Below are 14,871 nucleotides of genomic sequence, written 5' to 3' on the forward strand. Positions count from 1 at the left end.
GAACATAGCATGAACAAATGAAAAAGACGCTTAAGGTTCGGCTGGCTATTCTTTCCGACGCGGCGAAATATGATGCGTCCTGCGCCTCATCAGGCACCAGCAAGCGCGACTCCTCGGCTTCCGGCGGCCTGGGATCGACCGAAGGCTCTGGCATCTGCCACGCCTATGCGCCCGATGGCCGCTGCATCTCGCTGCTCAAGATTCTGATGACCAATTTCTGCATCTATGACTGCGCCTATTGCATCAACCGGTCGTCGTCGAATGTCGAACGCGCGCGCTTTTCGCCGGAAGAGGTGGTGTGGCTGACGCTCGAATTTTACCGTCGCAACTATATCGAGGGGCTGTTCCTGTCGTCGGGCATTATCCAGAGTTCCGACTACACTATGGAGCAGATGGTGCGGATCGCCCGTGACCTGCGGCTCAAGCACAATTTTCGTGGCTATATCCACCTCAAGACCATCCCCGAAGCCTCGGCCAGACTGATCGAGGAGGCGGGTCTTTTCGCCGATCGTTTGTCGATCAATATCGAACTGCCGACCGATGCCGGGGTCGAGGCCTTCGCACCGCAAAAGCATCCGGCCAATATCCGTCGCTCCATGGGTGAACTGAAAGCGAAGATCGACGAGGCGAGCGAGCCAACCTTGCAGACCAAGCGCCGCAAGCGCTTTGTGCCGGCGGGCCAAAGCACGCAGATGATCATCGGCGCCGATCAGGCCAGTGACGCCACTATCCTGGGCGCCAGCGCCGGTCTTTATGACCGTCACCGGATGCGGCGTGTCTATTATTCGGCCTTCTCGCCCATTCCCGATGCCTCCAAGGCCCTGCCGCTGATCAAACCGCCCCTGATGCGCGAACACCGCCTCTACCAGGCCGACTGGCTTTATCGATTCTATAGTTTTGGAATTGATGAAATTACCGCCGCGCGCCCGGACGGGATGCTTGACCTGGCCGTCGATCCGAAACTGGCCTGGGCGCTGGAAAACCGCGCACGCTTTCCGGTCGATATCAATATGGCCGACAAGGAGATGCTGCTGCGCGTGCCTGGCTTTGGCGTCAAGACGGTGACCGCCATTCTCAATACCCGCCGTTTCAAGCGTCTGGCGCTTGACGATCTGGCGCGATTGAAGGTGTCGATCAAGAAGGTGCAGGCCTTTATCGAGGCCGCCGGCTGGACGCCCGCCAAGCTGATCGATCGCGCTGATTTGCGCACCATGTTCCTGCCCGAACCTGTGCAACTGAGCCTTTTATGAGAGTCGTTCTACGTGCCCGTGGTGACTTTGGCGAATGGCGTGACGCCGCGCGCGGTCTGCTGGCGCAGGGTGTAGATCCGCGTGATATCGACTGGCTCAGCGAAGAGGCTGTTGGCCAGGAGTTGTTTCCGCTAGTGCCGGCGCCCGGATCCGCAGCCCATCGCGTCTCCGTGCCGAAGGACTTCCTGCCGCTGGCCGAGAGCCTGATCTGCCACAGCGATCCGTCGCGTTTTGCTCTTGCCTATTGCCTGCTGTGGCGGCTGCAAAGTGATAAAAACCTGCTCCTGATCAAGTCCGATCCGGACGTGGCGCGCGCTCACGCGCTCAATCGCTCGGTCCATCGCGACGGTCACAAGATGCACGCTTTCGTGCGCTTTAAGGAAGTGCCGGCGCAAGGGCCGCGTCGCGCCTTTGTGGCCTGGTTCGAGCCGGATCACTGGATCGTGGCGCGCAATGCCGGCTTCTTTCAGCGCCGTTTCACCGATATGGACTGGATGATCGCCACGCCTAAAGGCTCGGTCGCCTGGGATGGTGAAAGCGTGCGTTTCTGCGATGAACCGGCCGAGCAGCCCGATATCATGGACGACGCCGACGATTTATGGCGCACCTATTACGCCAATATCTTCAATCCGGCGCGGCTCAAGGTGAAAATGATGCAGACCGAGATGCCGAAGAAATACTGGAAAAATCTGCCGGAAACCGTGCTGATTCCAGAACTGATCGCTGGCGCCGAACAGCGCGTGCGCGAGATGGCCGAACACGCCGCCAGCGACAGCGCGCCCGTTTTTCATGCCCGGCTCCAGTCTCGCAAAGCCTGAGCCGCCGACCTTATGGTTTTTTGAATTTCAACGTCATGCGATCCGATTCCCCGATGGCGTCATAGTGCGCGCGCTCGGCCTCGGTCAGGTTGCGGGTGTCGTTCTTGCTCTGGCGCACAGGTGGAAGGGTCCAGACACCGAAGGGATGGTCGCGGGTATCCTTCGGATTGGCGTTGATCTCGGACTTGCCATCAAGCACGAAGCCAGCCTTCTCAGCGGCGGCGATCACGTAGGATTCCGGCACGTAGCCGGTGCCGGCCTTGGGGGCAGAGCCTTCAGGCGCGCGGTGTTGCTCCACCGCCAGGATGCCGCCGGGCTTCAAGGTGTCGAAGAAGATCTTCATATAGGTGTCGGTGGTTGCACCCTGCCTCGACCAGTTGTGGAAGGCGCGCGCCACCAGCAGGAAGTCGGCGGAATTTGTCGGCAGGTCGCTGCCGTCCGGCGTCAGGGTTTTGGCCGAGACGGCGCCGTAAACGGATGAATCGGCGACCTCTTTCCAGAAGTTCTCATCCTTGGGATTACGCAGGGCGGCGATGTAATGGCCGCCGGTCGCCTTGGCGTAAGGTGCGAGGATTTCGGTCCACCAGCCCTTGGCGCCGGGATCGACTTCGACGATTGTCATGCCGGGCTTGAGGCCCCAGAAGGTGAGGGCATCAACCGGATGGCGATAGGCGTCGCGGGCCTTATTGGCATCGCTGCGCCAGGCGCCATCTACCGCAGCGGCAAGCGCCGGATCGGCGGCGAACGCGGGCAGGGCGGAGGTGAGGCTGAGGGCGGCGAATGCGGCGACAAGGGTACGGCGGCCGATATAGGGCGTGGGCATGATATCCTCCTGTTTTGTGAATGGATATCAAATTCATCCAGGCTTGTCGCCTCACAATTGGTCAGAGATAGATGCTATTGGTATTATCGACATAGGCCGTGATGGCGCATTCCATGTCGTAGATCAGCAGCCGCGACATATCCTGCACCAGTTGAAAGGCGGCCGAAGCCGGCGCGTCGGGAAAGTGTTCGGCGTAGCGGTCATGGATGAGTGTGCCAAGCGTGGTCATCAGCACGCTGTAGGAGGCAATATAGAGCTTGGGTGGCAGGCCCAGGCGATAGTGCGCCATGCCAACGCGTAAAACGGAGTCGTGATAGACGTCGTCGAAATTCGCGGCGGTGATCAGGGCCCAATGCTGCGACTGAAGGTGCTTGGCCCTGACGATGTGGTCGGCATCGGTGAAAAAGGCCCTGATCGCGTCATAGCTGGTGATGTGAGTATAAAACTGATCCATGGCCTCTGGCAGCAGGGCCATGATGAAGGCCTGATGGCCGGCGGCATGAGCGCGACATCTGTCATCGATCTGGTACAAGGACAGCTTGGTGGCGCGGTCCATGTCGGTGGCGGTGAGATGGCTCATGGGTTTGTACTCCTTACTGGTACGCGATAATCACAAATTTTATAAGGGTATAGGGGTTTAAGGGTTAACTAATCCCTGTTGCGGTTTGCCCTGAGGCTAAATATACCACTACATAGACACAGTCGTTTCAGTATCCGTCCGGAGATCGTTCATGGCCGAAAGCCCGCTTGAGATTGGTGGCGTCTGTCCGCCGAAATTCGCTGCCGTAAAGGACGCCTTCGCGACCAATTTCAAAGAGGGCAAAGAACGCGGCGCGCGATTTTCGGCGGTGATCGAGGGTGAGGCGGTGCTCGATATCTGGGCCGGTCAGGCCGACCGCGAAGGCGCCGTGCCGTTCAGCGATACGACGCTGACGCCGGTGTTTTCGACCGGTAAGGCGGTGATGGCGGTGCTGATCGCGCGGCTGGTTGAGGCCGGCAAGCTCGATTACGAGACGCCGGTATCGCACTATTGGCCGGAGTTTGGCCAGAACGGCAAGGCCGGCATTACGGTCGGGCAACTGATCTCGCATCAGGGCGGTTTGCCGGGATTCTCGCCGCCGCAGGGCCCGATGATCTGGTTCGATGTTGAGGCCACCCTGAAAGCCCTGTGTGAGCAGGCGCCCTTGTGGACGCCGGGTGAGGGATCGGGCTACCACCCCATAGCCGGCGGTTATCTGCTGGGCGAGGTTTTCCGTCGCGTCGATGGCCGCAGCATGGGCACCGCTCTGCGCGAAGATATCGCCGGCAAGTTCGGTCTCGATCTGATGATCGGTACGCCCGATGCGTATGCCCCGCGCATCGCGGTCATGCAGAAACCGACCACCGCGCCTGATCTCGGCACGCTCGACGCCATCAAACAGGCGGCCTTTCTCGACAAGGGCTCGGCCCCTGCCGGCAAGGGCTCCGCGGATTGGCGCCGTATGGAGATACCATCGGCCAATACGCACGCCACGGCGCTCTCTCTGGCGCAGTTTATGGCTATCGTCGCCAGCGGTGGCTCGCTGCAGGGGCAGCGCATCCTGTCGGTCAGCACGCTGGGGCAGGCGACGCGCGAACGCGTCTATGGCCAGGATCGCGTTCTGCCGTTCAAGCTGTCGTGGGCGGCAGGCTTCCTGCGCAACACCGGCCTCAAGATCTATGGGCCGAACGACCGCGCGCTGGGTCATAGCGGCTGGGGCGGTTCGTGCGCCATGGCCGACCCGGAAAAGCGCCTGAGCGTCGGTTATGTGATGAACAAGCAGTCGGCCTATCTGATCGGCGATCCGCGTCCGGTCGGGCTGATCGACAAGTTGTATGGTTGTTTGTGATGAAGGCAAAACGTCCGTATAAGCCTCATACCAATCATGAGTTGAAGCTTATGCTGGCGGGAACCAAGCCTTTCGCGGCCTTTTCGTACCGTGAAGGCGAGGATGAAGCCTTTTATTTGGGCGACCAGCCTTTTAAAAGGCATGTAAAAAATGGCCAGTTAATGCGCTATGATTGGGTTTGTACCCAGCAAGGCGTGGAACTACACTTTGTCTTGTTCGCCCTGCCAGGAGAGGAGTGGCGGTTCAAGGCTTACGAGTTGATGTGGCGACTGTCTGAACAATGTGATTGGAATGATACGCTGGAGCGCATGGAAGGCACCTTGCTCGGTTACACGGATGAGCAGAACGAATGGCACATAGCCAATCGTGACCATTACGAACTCCATCGTAATTAAAGGCTAAATTGTAGCCACCTTGATCGCCTTCAACCGTCTCCACGCCCCAAACGCAAATACCATCGCGCCGGCCCAGATAAAGGCGAAAGACACGCCGCGCAGCAGGGTGAACGGCTCGCCCTGGAACAGGCCGATGACCAGTGTGCTGGTCGGGCCAATAAACTGGATAAAGCCCATGGTCGAAAGCGGCAGCCTGCGCGCCACATAGGAAAAGAGCGCCAGCGGCAGCACGGTTATGGGGCCGGTCAGGATAAACCAGAAGGCTTGCGACGGCACAAAGAAGTGCCCTTGTCCGTGGGACTCAAACCATACCAGATAGATCAGCGCCGGCAGAAAGAGATAGGCGCATTCGACGAACAGTCCCGCCAGCGCCGGCACGACCAGTTGTTTGCGCAGGATGCCGTAGGAGCCAAAGGTCACCGCCAGGGTCAGGGCAATCCACGGCACATGCCCGATGGCGAACGCCTGGATAACAACGCCTGCGGCTGCCAGTGCGATGGCGCTTTTGCCCCAGTTATCGAGGCGCTCTTTGAAGAGCACCGCGCCCGCCGCCATGTTCAAAAGCGGGTTGAGATAATAGCCCAGCGAGGACTCGATGGTGTGGCCGTTGGTCACCGCCCAGACATAGACGCCCCAGTTGGTGGCCACCAGAATTGAGGTGATCAGCAACATGGTGCGCAGATGCGCTGAGGCAAAGGCCGCGAAGACATCGGGCCATTGCTTCGTCAGGAAGACGAGGCCGCCTGCCCACACCAGCGCCCATACCGAACGGTGGGCAATGATCTCAAGCGCGCCACCGCCAAAGGCATGAATCGGCATGTAGAACAGCGGCACGAAGCCCCAGATCAGGTAACAGAAGATGGCCAGGCTGATCGGGGAACTGAGCCGTGAGGTACGCGTAGGCATGGACGTATATCCGGAAAAGAAAGTGCCTGAGGCACCTTTAAGTTCCTCAGAGCAAAACGAAAAAGCCGGCGGAACCTGATGGTTCCGCCGGCTTCAAACATCACAATTTGTGAAATTTAAGCGTCTACGGAAACGATGACACCGCGTTCGTCGAGCAGTTGTGCGATCTGCACGGCGTTGAGCGCCGCGCCTTTACGCAGGTTGTCCGAAGCGCACCAAAGGTTCAGGCCATAGGGTACGGTCGGGTCGTTGCGGATGCGCGATACGTAGGTGTCGAACTCGCCGACCACTTCGATCGGCGTGATGTAGCCGCCGGGCTCGCGCTTGTCGACCACGGCGACGCCGGGGGCTTCACGCAGGATTTCGCGGGCTTCGCGCTCATCGAGCGGGCTCTCGAACTCGACATTGATCGATTCCGAGTGGCCGACGAACACTGGCACGCGCACGCAGGTGGCGGTGACCTCTATGGTCGGGTCCATGATCTTGTGGGTTTCCACGACCATCTTCCACTCTTCCTTGGTCGAGCCGTCTTCCATGAAGACGTCGATGTGCGGAATGACGTTGAAGGCTATCTGTTTGGTGAACTTCTTCGGGGTCTTGTCGCCCATGCCATAGATGGCCTTGGTCTGATCCCACAGTTCGTCCATGCCCGCCTTGCCGGCGCCGGCCACCGACTGGTAGGTCGAGACGACGATGCGCTTGATCTGCGCGGCATCGTGCAGCGGCTTCAGAACCGTCAGCATCTGGATGGTCGAGCAGTTCGGATTGGCGATGATGTTCTTCTTCTTGGCGTGCCAGACCGCATCCGGATTCACTTCCGGAATGATCAGAGGCACGTCCGGATCCATGCGCCAGGCCGACGAATTGTCGATAACGATGGGGCCGAGCTTGCCGATCTTTTCCGACCAGGCCTTGGAGACGTCGCCACCGGCGCTCATCAGCACGATATCGACTTTTGTGAAGTCGAATGTTTCGAGGTCGAGGCATTTCAGGGTTTTTGTGCCGAAGGAAATCTCAATACCCACCGATTTACGCGAAGCGACCGCGTAAATATCTGTAACGGGGAAGTTCACTTCTTCAAGGATCGTCATCATTTCACGACCCACAGCGCCGGTGGCGCCGACTACGGCGACCCGATAACCCATACTACCACTCCTGTAATGTCTTTCACGCAGACAGTCTGCGCAGGGCGCAAATGAGCCCTTTTCAGGCGTTTTACAAGAACGAATTGCTAACCGGTGGGTTATTGGCGGCTAATGTGTCGGATTTGGCGGTATTTTTAGCGCCCAATCTTTAACGCCCTTTAGCGCCAAGCCTGGAGGCCATGGCGGTTGGCGGAGCGCAACACGCCATCGAGCGCGCCAATCAGCGCTTCGGTGGTGAAAGGCTTGCTGAGATGACCGTCGCCGCCGGCTTCAAAGCCCTGATCGACATGTTCGGCGCTTTCATTGCCACTCAGAAAAAGAATGGGCGTGTAGCCGAGGTTATGGCCGTCTTCCATCTGACGAATGGCCTTTACCGCCTTGATGCCCGACATCACCGGCATTTCCATATCCATGAGGACGGCGTCATATTCGTTGATTTGGTACGCTTCGACGGCTTCAACGCCATCGGCGGCGAAATCGACGTCGATACCGGTCGGCGCCAACATGAGATCGATCATCTTGCGCAGGGTCGAATTGTCTTCAACGCACAACAGTCTCACAACCTTATCCTCCACTTGGGCCGGCTCATGGATGATGAATCGCGACCTGTAACATTCTTATACAATATGTGTCTTATCCAAACCTGAACAAGGACATTGCTTTTTTATACGGCTCATTTTGAGAAAAAGACGGGCCGCGAAGGACTTTCCTGCATAAACTATGCCCGTGATTCTGGACCTATGCATGAGCGGCAGCAAAAACAGAGACGTGATCATTATCGGTGGCGGACCGGCGGGTCTGTCGTGCGCCATCTGGCTGAAAAAGTTAGGTTTGGCGCCTGCGGTCCTCGAAGCCTCCGATCGGTTGGGCGGACTGCAAATGCGCAGCCCCTATGAGAATTTATGGATACCAGGGGTGCAGGGCCGCACCGGCCAGGAGGTCGCCGCCAGCCTTGCCGCCCATGCCGAAGCTTTAAGCGTTGAACTGCGCGTCAGTACACCGGCACTTTGGGTGTCCGAAGATGGTCTGGCGGTGCAGACGGATGCGGGCTTTCTGTTCGCGCCCTATCTCGTCCTGGCGACGGGCTCTACGCCGCGCGCCGGCGGATTTCGACCGGCCCCTAATGTCGCTATTGGGCCCGGCGTGGCGATGGAGGCGCTGGAGGTGAGGGGCTGCAAGGTCGCCATCCTTGGCGGCGGCGATAACGCCTTTGATCAGGCGCGCTTTGTGCGCGATCGTGGCGGCCAGGTGACGATTTTCTCTCGCAAGGCTCCGCGCGCGCAGAAGCTGTTGCAGAACATGATCACCGATGTGCGGGTGGTCATCGGCGATTACACGGCGGATCAGGTCGGCATGACGGTCAATGGCGAATTGTTCGATGCGTTTGGCGTCATGTATGGCTTCGAGGCGGTGGTGCCAGAGGGCCTGGAGCTGCGACGGCTGGACGGCTATATCGATGTCGATCGCTTCGGCGCAACCAGCGTCCCCGGCGTCTATGCGTGTGGCGAGGTCACGAACTACTGGCATCCATGCGTCACCACCGCGGCGGCGCATGGGGTGCAGGTGGCAAAACAGATTTCCCTGGCATTGGCGAGGTAAGGCGCAGAACTTTCTTGCCGCAGTGCGAAAATGTCGCGCTGTTTGCGGTTTCGGGCTATGCTATCTATACTGCCGATACTGTCACAGCCGAAGATGCCCCATGCCTGATCAAGCCGCCCCTGCCACCTCTGCAAAAATCGCCTTCGGACAGGGCTTCCTGAAGGATTGCTGGTGGTTTGCCGCGCTTTCCGGTGATCTGGTGGCCGGTAAGCTGCAACGTTATGTCATCCTTGGCGAACCCGTCCTGCTGGCGCGCGATCTTGATGGCAAGGTCTATGCCGTGCGCGATATCTGTCCGCACCGCGCCGCCCCCTTATCCGCCGGCGAGATGGTCCGCGATGGCAAGGGCGGGGGATGCGTCGTACAATGCTGCTATCATGGCTGGACCTTCGATACGCAGGGCACCTGCAAGAGCATCCCCTCACTGACCGCCGATCAGCCGATGGATATCGAGAAGATCCGTGTGCGCAACTATGCCATCCGCGAGCAGCAGGGCATTGTCTGGATCTATATCACCGCCGATCCGCGCCGCCCCACCGAGCCTGATCATGAGCCGCCTATTCTTCCCGGTGTGGTCGGTGGCAAACCTATTATCGTCGAGACTATGGATTTCGACAGCCATATCGACCACGCTGTCGTGGGCCTGATGGACCCGGCGCACGGTCCCTATGTGCATCAGCAGTGGTGGTGGCGCTCGGCCAAGAAGCAGCTTTCCAAGATCAAGCAGTTCGAGCCGCGCGAGTTCGGTTTCTCGATGGTGCGCCACGCGCCATCCTCGAACAGCCGGGCCTACAAGATCCTTGGGGGCGCGCCGGCCACCGAGATCACCTTCCGTCTGCCGGGCATCCGCTATGAGCATATCGAGATCGGCACTCAGCAGGTTCTGGGCCTGACCTGCCTGACGCCGATTGACGACAACAGAACGCGCATCACGCAGATCTTCTGGTCGGATCACGGCCTCTTCCGCTTCATAGCACCTTTGTTCCGCTACGGCGCCAAGGCTTTCCTTAAGCAGGACGGCGACATGGTTAATCTGCAGAATGAGGGCCTGAAATACGACAGGTCACTGATTTGGATTGATGACGCCGATACCCAGGCCAAGTGGTATCAACAGATCAAGCGTGAATGGATGCAGTCGCGCGCTGAAAAGCGCCCGTTCGTCAATCCGGTGAAGGCCACCACCTTAAAGTGGACGTCTTAACCGCCATTTGAGCTTTTGCTGTCAGGGTGCGGGTTCCTGCTGCCGGAGACCCGCTTTTGGCCCTCTCAAACGCCTTATCCCAGATTCGTGACGCCGACTGGCTGAACGCCAGAAGCGTGCGCCTCTACGCCGTGATCACCTTCCTGCTGATTGGCATTCTGCCGATTGTCACGCGTCTGGTGACGGGGCACGGCTTGATTGACAGGTTCGGGGTGCCGTTCGGCGGCGATTATATCAGCTTCTATACCGCCTCCAAACTGGCGCTCGCGGGGCATGCCGCCGATGCGTGGCGGCCGGAGCTGCACGAGGCCGCGCAAGACACGGTCTTCGATCGTCAACTGAATGGCTATTGGGCTTTTTTCTATCCGCCGGCCTATTTGCTGGTCTGTATGCCTCTGGCCCTTCTGACCTATGGCTGGTCAGTCGTGGTGGCGATGGCGACTACGACCCTGGCCGCTGTCAGGCTGCTGCACCTGTGGGTGAAGCGCATGATGCCGGATATCACGGGCGTCTGGTTGCCTTTGATCGCCTTTCCTGGCCTGTGGGTGAACATCGCCTGCGGCCAGAACGCCGCCCTGACCACGGCCATCGGGGCCGGCGGATGCCTGTTGCTGCAACGCGCGCCGGTGCTTTCCGGGCTGGTGTTCGGCCTGCTGGTGATCAAGCCGCAACTGGCCATCGCCATTCCGTTTGTTCTGGCGGCCGACGGGCGCTGGAAAACCTTTTTCGCCACAGGTTTCAGCACCGCTGCTCTGTCTCTGGCGGCCTTCTTCGTGGTGGGTCAGGAAGGCTATATGGCCTTTTTCGCCAACAGCCACTTGGCGCGTGAAACCCTGGACAGGGGGCTGGTTGAGCCCTCGGCCATGCAAAGCGCTTTTGCAGGCCTGAAGCTCATCGGCCTTCCGAACGGGCTAGCCTATGCCGGCCACGTCCTTATTGCCCTGACCGCCCTTCTGTGGTCGGTCTTTATCATCCGCCGTTACCGGCCCGATGCGCTATCTTTGGGCGCCTTGCTGGTGTCCGTCACCCTGCTTCTCAGCCCGTTCCTGGTGAATTACGATCTGATGTTGCTGTCCCTGCCGCTGGCCTGGCTGATTGTGCAAGGCGTGCAACAGGGGTTTCGGCCATGGGAAAAGATGGTGTGCGTAGGGCTGTATTTACTGCCGGCGTTGGCGCGCGGCCTGACCGACATGACGCATATACCTGTCGGCGCTCTGATGGTGGGCGTGATGTTTATGCTCGTTCAGAGCCGGATAACAAAAACGGCGGACATAACGATGCCCGCCGTTTTGAAGCCTGTTGCTTAACTTAGGATCATGCGCCTTTCAGCGCCAACACAATCATATTGACCTGGACCGTCAGGCTCTTGCTCATGGCGTCGAGATCGAAAGTGCCGGTTTCATCGCTGGCCTGAAAGGCGCGGCGCAGATTGGCGAAACACAGGTCTTCGAGGATCAGTGAGGCGCAGTCGAGTTCGGCTTTTTGCGGCAGTTCCTTGCGAGCCTGAGCCGCTTTCAGCGTGTCGAGCAAAACGAAGCGGATCATGTCGCTCATGCGAGCCACGTCATTGACCTGCGAAGCGCCCTGGCTCCATTTCATGACAAAGGCTGATAGGATCAGGCGGGCATTGTGCTGCGTCACTTCGTAGCCGCGCAGGAGTTGTTTGTGCAGGCGGCCAACCAGATCGAGCTTATCATCGTGGGCTTCGCGCATCGCGCTGACCACGCGTACGTTCTCACTCTCGATCACCGTTAGGAAAATCTCATTCTTGTCGGCGAAATTAGCGAACAGGGCGCCTGTGGAAAGCCCGGCGCCGCGCGCGATGTCACGTAAGGTCGCGGCCTCAAAGCCGCGTTCGCGGAAAAGCTGGGTCGCCGAGTTAAGAATCTTGAGGCGATTGCGTTCCTTGGATTTGGCGCGGCTGCCGAGTGGCACGGGCATGTCCTGACGGTTTATGGGGGTGGTTACAGTCTTGGGGAGTTCATACATACGCTTCTACTCGAAACACAAAAAATAAGTTTACCTTGGGGCAGGTCTATTCGGCCTTGCTTCCTACTTAGTATACGGTTTGGCCTATTACAATGGACACTAGTGTTATTTTATACGTTGTCATGAAGTACGCACAAAGCCAGGCTTTTAACGATCGGCAAGACAGGTTCCGTCGTAGCTTTTTATAAAAATCTCGACTTTTGGCTATAAAAAGGCGATAGAGCATCATGCGCGACATTCTGCTTCCCTTGGCCCTCGTGGCGATGTTTTCTGTGCTGGTCGTTCTGGGGATCGGCCTATTCAGCCTCGTGCGCGGTGGCACGTTTCGTGAAAACTGGTCGAACAAGATCATGCGTTTGCGGGTGCTGTTGCAGGCTGTCGCTATTGTCCTGCTGCTCCTGACCATCTGGGCGACACAGCATTCTTCTTAACACCGCAGTCCAAATGAGATTTGGCGAATTCAGCGCTGCCTGTTACTGAGGCCTCATGGTCAAGCTCAACAAAATCTATACCCGCACCGGCGACGACGGCACCACAGGTCTGGCCGACGGTTCGCGCCGCCTGAAAAATGATCCGCGCCTCATCGTGATCGGCAGCGTGGATGAAACCAATGCTGCTATCGGACTGGTACGGCTTTATAGCGCCGCCCAGCCTCACCTCGATGCTCTGCTGGCGCGGGTGCAAAACGACCTGTTCGATCTCGGCGCCGATCTCGCCACGCCTTCGGACGATATCTCGTGGACGCCGATCCGCATCAAAGCGCATCAGGTAACCGCGCTGGAAGAGGCGCTGGATGCTTATAATGAGCCGATCGCGCCTCTGACGTCGTTCATCCTGCCTGCCGGATCGCCTCTGAGCGCGCATCTCCACATGGCGCGCACCATCGCCCGCCGGGCAGAGCAGGATTGTGTCACGCTTTTAAAAGTCGAGGGCGAAACTGTCGGGCCGGAGGTCGTCAAATACCTTAACCGTCTGTCCGACCTGTTGTTCGTGTTGGCGCGCCATGCTAACGATCAGGGCCGCGCCGATGTGCTATGGGTGCCATCTAAATAGCTTTTGAGGAAACGATGTCGAAAACCTTCACTGCCACGCTTTTCGCCTTTTCGTGTTTGACGCTTATCGGTTGTGACGGTCACAAGGCCGATGGCGGCAAGGCCGGACGTGATTTCGCGCCGGACCCGGCCAGCGCTTTCGACGCATCGTTCGAGATCACCCCTGCCGCCCTGGCGCGCATGAAAGCACAGGGTGCGAACCTGGTGCTCGACGTTTCCTATTATGGCTACCCGACCGAGGCCGCGCGGCCCAAGGCCAACCAGCTTCGCCAGATCGACCTGGGTCAGGAAAAGGTCGTTGCCAATCTTGCCACGCCGAAGGTGCATTTCCTCGGCAAGCTTGATAAGGCGGGACTCAGCGACGTTACCAATGCAGAGGCCATGGTACTGCTCAATGGTTATAGCGTTACCAAGGTCGGCGCCAAGGATGATCAGGTTTCGTGCGGCTATTATCGTGCCCGCATCGATCAGGTGCGGGCCAAGGTGCCTGTCCTGCAATGCGACATTGCAAGGCCCTGATTATTGAGAAGCGGTCGCGGCTTCGGCAGGCGCATCAGCTTGCCTGACGGCGCGGGCATTGCTGGCCTTACGCGCGTCGTCGTGGAAATCGACCTTGACCGGTTCGCCCGGCTTGCGGCCGGTGATGGTCGAGATGGCGATCGGCGCATAGCATTTGCGATACTTCCATGAGAACCAGCCTTCGGCCGCCTCACACTTCTTGTTCGGGATGCTGTAAAGCCAGCTATAGGCCAGGATGCTGGCGCTGATCAGGCCGAGCAGAAGCACGAACACATATTTGAGTTTGCCGATCTGGCTGGGCATGGGCGATCCGGAGCGTTTTGATAAGTGTAACTTGACGCGAACGTAAAGGTGGGTGTACTCCTTTATGCGCCAAACGCGACATGAGGGCAATTGAAAATCACCACTTTCTATGGCGAAACCACCGGCAAAAAGTCCCCGAAAACGGCTTTGGGAGATTGACTTTGCGAACGCGGATCGTCACTTAGTCGCCAACCGATCACGCCGTTCCTGACGTTATTCAGGCAGGCGGAAAAATTATTGCAGAGGTTAAATGCCATGAAGATTTTGGTCCCGGTGAAGCGGGTGCTGGATTACAACGTCAAGGTTCGCGTGAAAGCGGATCAGTCGGGTGTCGATCTGGCCAATGTCAAGATGTCGATGAACCCGTTCGATGAGATCGCGGTCGAGGAAGCCGTCCGCCTGAAGGAAAAGGGTGTCGCCACCGAGATCGTGGCGGTGTCCATCGGGCCTGCGCAGGCCAAGGACACCATCATTACCGCGCTGACGATCGGTGCCGATCGCGGCATCCTGATCCAGACCGATCAGGATATCGAGCCGCTGGCCGTCGCCAAGCTGCTGAAAGCCGTGGCCGAGGCTGAGCAACCCGACCTGATCATCATGGGCAAGCAGGCCATCGACGGCGATAACAACGCCACCGGCCAGATGCTCTCCACCCTGCTCGATTGGCCGCAAGCCACCTTCGCCTCGAAGATTGTGGTCGAAAACGGCGAAGCGCACGTCACCCGCGAAGTCGACGGCGGTCTGCAAACCCTCGGCGTCAAGCTGCCGGCGGTTATCACTACCGATCTGCGCCTCAATGAGCCGCGCTATGCTTCGCTGCCCAACATCATGAAGGCCAAGAAGAAGCCGCTGGAGATCAAGGCGATCACCGACTACGCCGTCGATGTGGCGCCGCGTCTGAAAGTTTTGAAAGTGACCGAGCCGCCCAAGCGTACCGCCGGCATCAAGGTGGCCGACGCCGCCGAACTGGTCGCCAATCTCAAGTCCGCAGGAGTTCTGTAAT

Annotated in this window: 18 protein-coding genes; 11 read left to right on the plus strand and 7 right to left on the minus strand. The window is 58.7% G+C overall.

The annotated features are described in order from the left end of the window. The first annotated feature begins 17 nt into the window (after nt 1-17). Together ABQ278_RS01815 and ABQ278_RS01820 are read left to right on the plus strand one after the other, a co-directional pair. A complete protein-coding gene (locus ABQ278_RS01815) occupies nt 18-1,250 on the plus strand; it encodes a putative DNA modification/repair radical SAM protein (protein ID WP_349320937.1) in 1,233 nt (410 codons plus the stop codon). Next, nucleotides 1,247-2,068 (plus strand): TIGR03915 family putative DNA repair protein, encoded by an 822-nt coding sequence (locus ABQ278_RS01820; RefSeq protein ID WP_349320938.1) that lies wholly within the window; start codon nt 1,247-1,249, stop codon nt 2,066-2,068. The genes ABQ278_RS01815 and ABQ278_RS01820 overlap by 4 nt, the downstream gene beginning before the upstream one ends. 10 nt (nt 2,069-2,078) lie before the next feature. Here the strand turns inward: ABQ278_RS01820 and ABQ278_RS01825 are convergent, their stop codons facing one another. Further along, nucleotides 2,079-2,891 (minus strand): methyltransferase, encoded by an 813-nt coding sequence (locus ABQ278_RS01825; RefSeq protein WP_349320939.1) that lies wholly within the window; start codon nt 2,889-2,891, stop codon nt 2,079-2,081. 61 nt (nt 2,892-2,952) lie between these two features. Further along, nucleotides 2,953-3,471: a protoglobin domain-containing protein gene (locus ABQ278_RS01830; protein ID WP_349320940.1), complete on the minus strand. Its 519-nt coding sequence runs from the start codon at nt 3,469-3,471 to the stop codon at nt 2,953-2,955. A 151-nt stretch (nt 3,472-3,622) separates the two neighbouring features. Between ABQ278_RS01830 and ABQ278_RS01835 the strand changes: the two genes are divergently transcribed. After that, nucleotides 3,623-4,759, plus strand: a complete 1,137-nt coding sequence (locus ABQ278_RS01835) for a serine hydrolase domain-containing protein (protein ID WP_349320941.1) — start codon at nt 3,623-3,625, stop codon at nt 4,757-4,759. Further along, a complete protein-coding gene (locus tag ABQ278_RS01840; RefSeq protein WP_349320942.1) occupies nt 4,759-5,154 on the plus strand; it encodes a hypothetical protein in 396 nt (131 codons plus the stop codon). The genes ABQ278_RS01835 and ABQ278_RS01840 overlap by 1 nt, the downstream gene beginning before the upstream one ends. Nucleotides 5,155-5,157: 3 nt before the next feature. On the opposite strand, the gene rarD is transcribed toward ABQ278_RS01840, so the two are convergent. From rarD to ABQ278_RS01855, 3 genes are all read right to left on the minus strand, one after another. Continuing rightward, complete coding sequence (gene rarD / locus ABQ278_RS01845) at nt 5,158-6,060, minus strand: EamA family transporter RarD (protein WP_349320943.1); 903 nt, start codon at nt 6,058-6,060, stop codon at nt 5,158-5,160. 116 nt (nt 6,061-6,176) lie between these two features. After that, nucleotides 6,177-7,205 carry an aspartate-semialdehyde dehydrogenase gene (locus ABQ278_RS01850; protein ID WP_018081722.1) on the minus strand — a complete coding sequence of 343 codons (1,029 nt, stop codon included), beginning with the start codon at nt 7,203-7,205 and terminating at the stop codon, nt 6,177-6,179. Between the two features lie 158 nt (nt 7,206-7,363). Next, nucleotides 7,364-7,765, minus strand: a complete 402-nt coding sequence (locus tag ABQ278_RS01855; RefSeq protein WP_155847607.1) for a response regulator — start codon at nt 7,763-7,765, stop codon at nt 7,364-7,366. A gap of 184 nt (nt 7,766-7,949) precedes the next feature. Here ABQ278_RS01855 and ABQ278_RS01860 point away from each other — a divergent pair, with 184 nt between their 5' ends. The 3 genes from ABQ278_RS01860 (at nt 7,950) to ABQ278_RS01870 (ending at nt 11,312) form a co-directional block, all read left to right on the plus strand. Beyond that, nucleotides 7,950-8,804 carry an NAD(P)/FAD-dependent oxidoreductase gene (locus ABQ278_RS01860; RefSeq protein WP_349320944.1) on the plus strand — a complete coding sequence of 285 codons (855 nt, stop codon included), beginning with the start codon at nt 7,950-7,952 and terminating at the stop codon, nt 8,802-8,804. Between the two features lie 100 nt (nt 8,805-8,904). After that, entirely contained in the window at nt 8,905-10,005 is a 1,101-nt protein-coding gene (locus tag ABQ278_RS01865; RefSeq protein ID WP_349320945.1) for an aromatic ring-hydroxylating dioxygenase subunit alpha, read from the plus strand. Nucleotides 10,006-10,061: 56 nt separating this feature from the next. After that, nucleotides 10,062-11,312, plus strand: coding sequence for a glycosyltransferase family 87 protein (locus ABQ278_RS01870; protein ID WP_349320946.1), 1,251 nt, complete (start codon nt 10,062-10,064; stop codon nt 11,310-11,312). Between the two features lie 7 nt (nt 11,313-11,319). Here ABQ278_RS01870 and ABQ278_RS01875 read toward each other — a convergent pair whose 3' ends face one another. Next, nucleotides 11,320-11,994, minus strand: coding sequence for a TetR/AcrR family transcriptional regulator (locus ABQ278_RS01875; RefSeq protein ID WP_349320947.1), 675 nt, complete (start codon nt 11,992-11,994; stop codon nt 11,320-11,322). A 227-nt stretch (nt 11,995-12,221) separates the two neighbouring features. On the opposite strand from ABQ278_RS01875, the gene ABQ278_RS01880 reads away from it, so the two are divergent. The 3 genes from ABQ278_RS01880 to ABQ278_RS01890 are packed head-to-tail and all read left to right on the plus strand — an operon-like array spanning nt 12,222 to nt 13,565. Further along, nucleotides 12,222-12,425 carry a twin transmembrane helix small protein gene (locus tag ABQ278_RS01880; protein ID WP_349320948.1) on the plus strand — a complete coding sequence of 68 codons (204 nt, stop codon included), beginning with the start codon at nt 12,222-12,224 and terminating at the stop codon, nt 12,423-12,425. Between the two features lie 55 nt (nt 12,426-12,480). Next, on the plus strand, nt 12,481-13,047 hold the full coding sequence (locus ABQ278_RS01885; protein ID WP_349320949.1) for a cob(I)yrinic acid a,c-diamide adenosyltransferase: 567 nt from the start codon (nt 12,481-12,483) through the stop codon (nt 13,045-13,047). A gap of 14 nt (nt 13,048-13,061) precedes the next feature. After that, on the plus strand, nt 13,062-13,565 hold the full coding sequence (locus ABQ278_RS01890) for a hypothetical protein (protein ID WP_349320950.1): 504 nt from the start codon (nt 13,062-13,064) through the stop codon (nt 13,563-13,565). Here the strand turns inward: ABQ278_RS01890 and ABQ278_RS01895 are convergent, their stop codons facing one another. Beyond that, nucleotides 13,566-13,868, minus strand: a complete 303-nt coding sequence (locus ABQ278_RS01895) for a hypothetical protein (RefSeq protein WP_349320951.1) — start codon at nt 13,866-13,868, stop codon at nt 13,566-13,568. It abuts the gene before it with no gap. A gap of 255 nt (nt 13,869-14,123) precedes the next feature. On the opposite strand from ABQ278_RS01895, the gene ABQ278_RS01900 reads away from it, so the two are divergent. Then, nucleotides 14,124-14,870, plus strand: coding sequence for an electron transfer flavoprotein subunit beta/FixA family protein (locus ABQ278_RS01900; RefSeq protein WP_349320952.1), 747 nt, complete (start codon nt 14,124-14,126; stop codon nt 14,868-14,870). Nucleotide 14,871 lies beyond the last annotated feature (1 nt).

Source organism: Asticcacaulis sp. MM231 (genome assembly GCF_964186625.1).
Taxonomy (GTDB): Bacteria; Pseudomonadota; Alphaproteobacteria; order Caulobacterales; family Caulobacteraceae; genus Asticcacaulis.

What these genes read in the sequence shown, in the direction of transcription:
- ABQ278_RS01890 (WP_349320950.1), top strand. Translation starts at nt 13,062, where the DNA reads ATGTCGAAAACCTTCACTGCCACGCTTTTCGCCTTTTCGTGTTTGACG.
- ABQ278_RS01835 (WP_349320941.1), top strand. Translation starts at nt 3,623, where the DNA reads ATGGCCGAAAGCCCGCTTGAGATTGGTGGCGTCTGTCCGCCGAAATTC.
- ABQ278_RS01850 (WP_018081722.1), bottom strand. Translation starts at nt 7,205, where the DNA reads ATGGGTTATCGGGTCGCCGTAGTCGGCGCCACCGGCGCTGTGGGTCGT.
- ABQ278_RS01825 (WP_349320939.1), bottom strand. Translation starts at nt 2,891, where the DNA reads ATGCCCACGCCCTATATCGGCCGCCGTACCCTTGTCGCCGCATTCGCC.
- ABQ278_RS01840 (WP_349320942.1), top strand. Translation starts at nt 4,759, where the DNA reads ATGAAGGCAAAACGTCCGTATAAGCCTCATACCAATCATGAGTTGAAG.
- ABQ278_RS01860 (WP_349320944.1), top strand. Translation starts at nt 7,950, where the DNA reads ATGAGCGGCAGCAAAAACAGAGACGTGATCATTATCGGTGGCGGACCG.
- ABQ278_RS01815 (WP_349320937.1), top strand. Translation starts at nt 18, where the DNA reads ATGAAAAAGACGCTTAAGGTTCGGCTGGCTATTCTTTCCGACGCGGCG.
- ABQ278_RS01880 (WP_349320948.1), top strand. Translation starts at nt 12,222, where the DNA reads ATGCGCGACATTCTGCTTCCCTTGGCCCTCGTGGCGATGTTTTCTGTG.
- ABQ278_RS01885 (WP_349320949.1), top strand. Translation starts at nt 12,481, where the DNA reads ATGGTCAAGCTCAACAAAATCTATACCCGCACCGGCGACGACGGCACC.
- ABQ278_RS01900 (WP_349320952.1), top strand. Translation starts at nt 14,124, where the DNA reads ATGAAGATTTTGGTCCCGGTGAAGCGGGTGCTGGATTACAACGTCAAG.
- ABQ278_RS01895 (WP_349320951.1), bottom strand. Translation starts at nt 13,868, where the DNA reads ATGCCCAGCCAGATCGGCAAACTCAAATATGTGTTCGTGCTTCTGCTC.
- ABQ278_RS01830 (WP_349320940.1), bottom strand. Translation starts at nt 3,471, where the DNA reads ATGAGCCATCTCACCGCCACCGACATGGACCGCGCCACCAAGCTGTCC.
- ABQ278_RS01820 (WP_349320938.1), top strand. Translation starts at nt 1,247, where the DNA reads ATGAGAGTCGTTCTACGTGCCCGTGGTGACTTTGGCGAATGGCGTGAC.
- rarD (WP_349320943.1), bottom strand. Translation starts at nt 6,060, where the DNA reads ATGCCTACGCGTACCTCACGGCTCAGTTCCCCGATCAGCCTGGCCATC.
- ABQ278_RS01865 (WP_349320945.1), top strand. Translation starts at nt 8,905, where the DNA reads ATGCCTGATCAAGCCGCCCCTGCCACCTCTGCAAAAATCGCCTTCGGA.
- ABQ278_RS01875 (WP_349320947.1), bottom strand. Translation starts at nt 11,994, where the DNA reads ATGTATGAACTCCCCAAGACTGTAACCACCCCCATAAACCGTCAGGAC.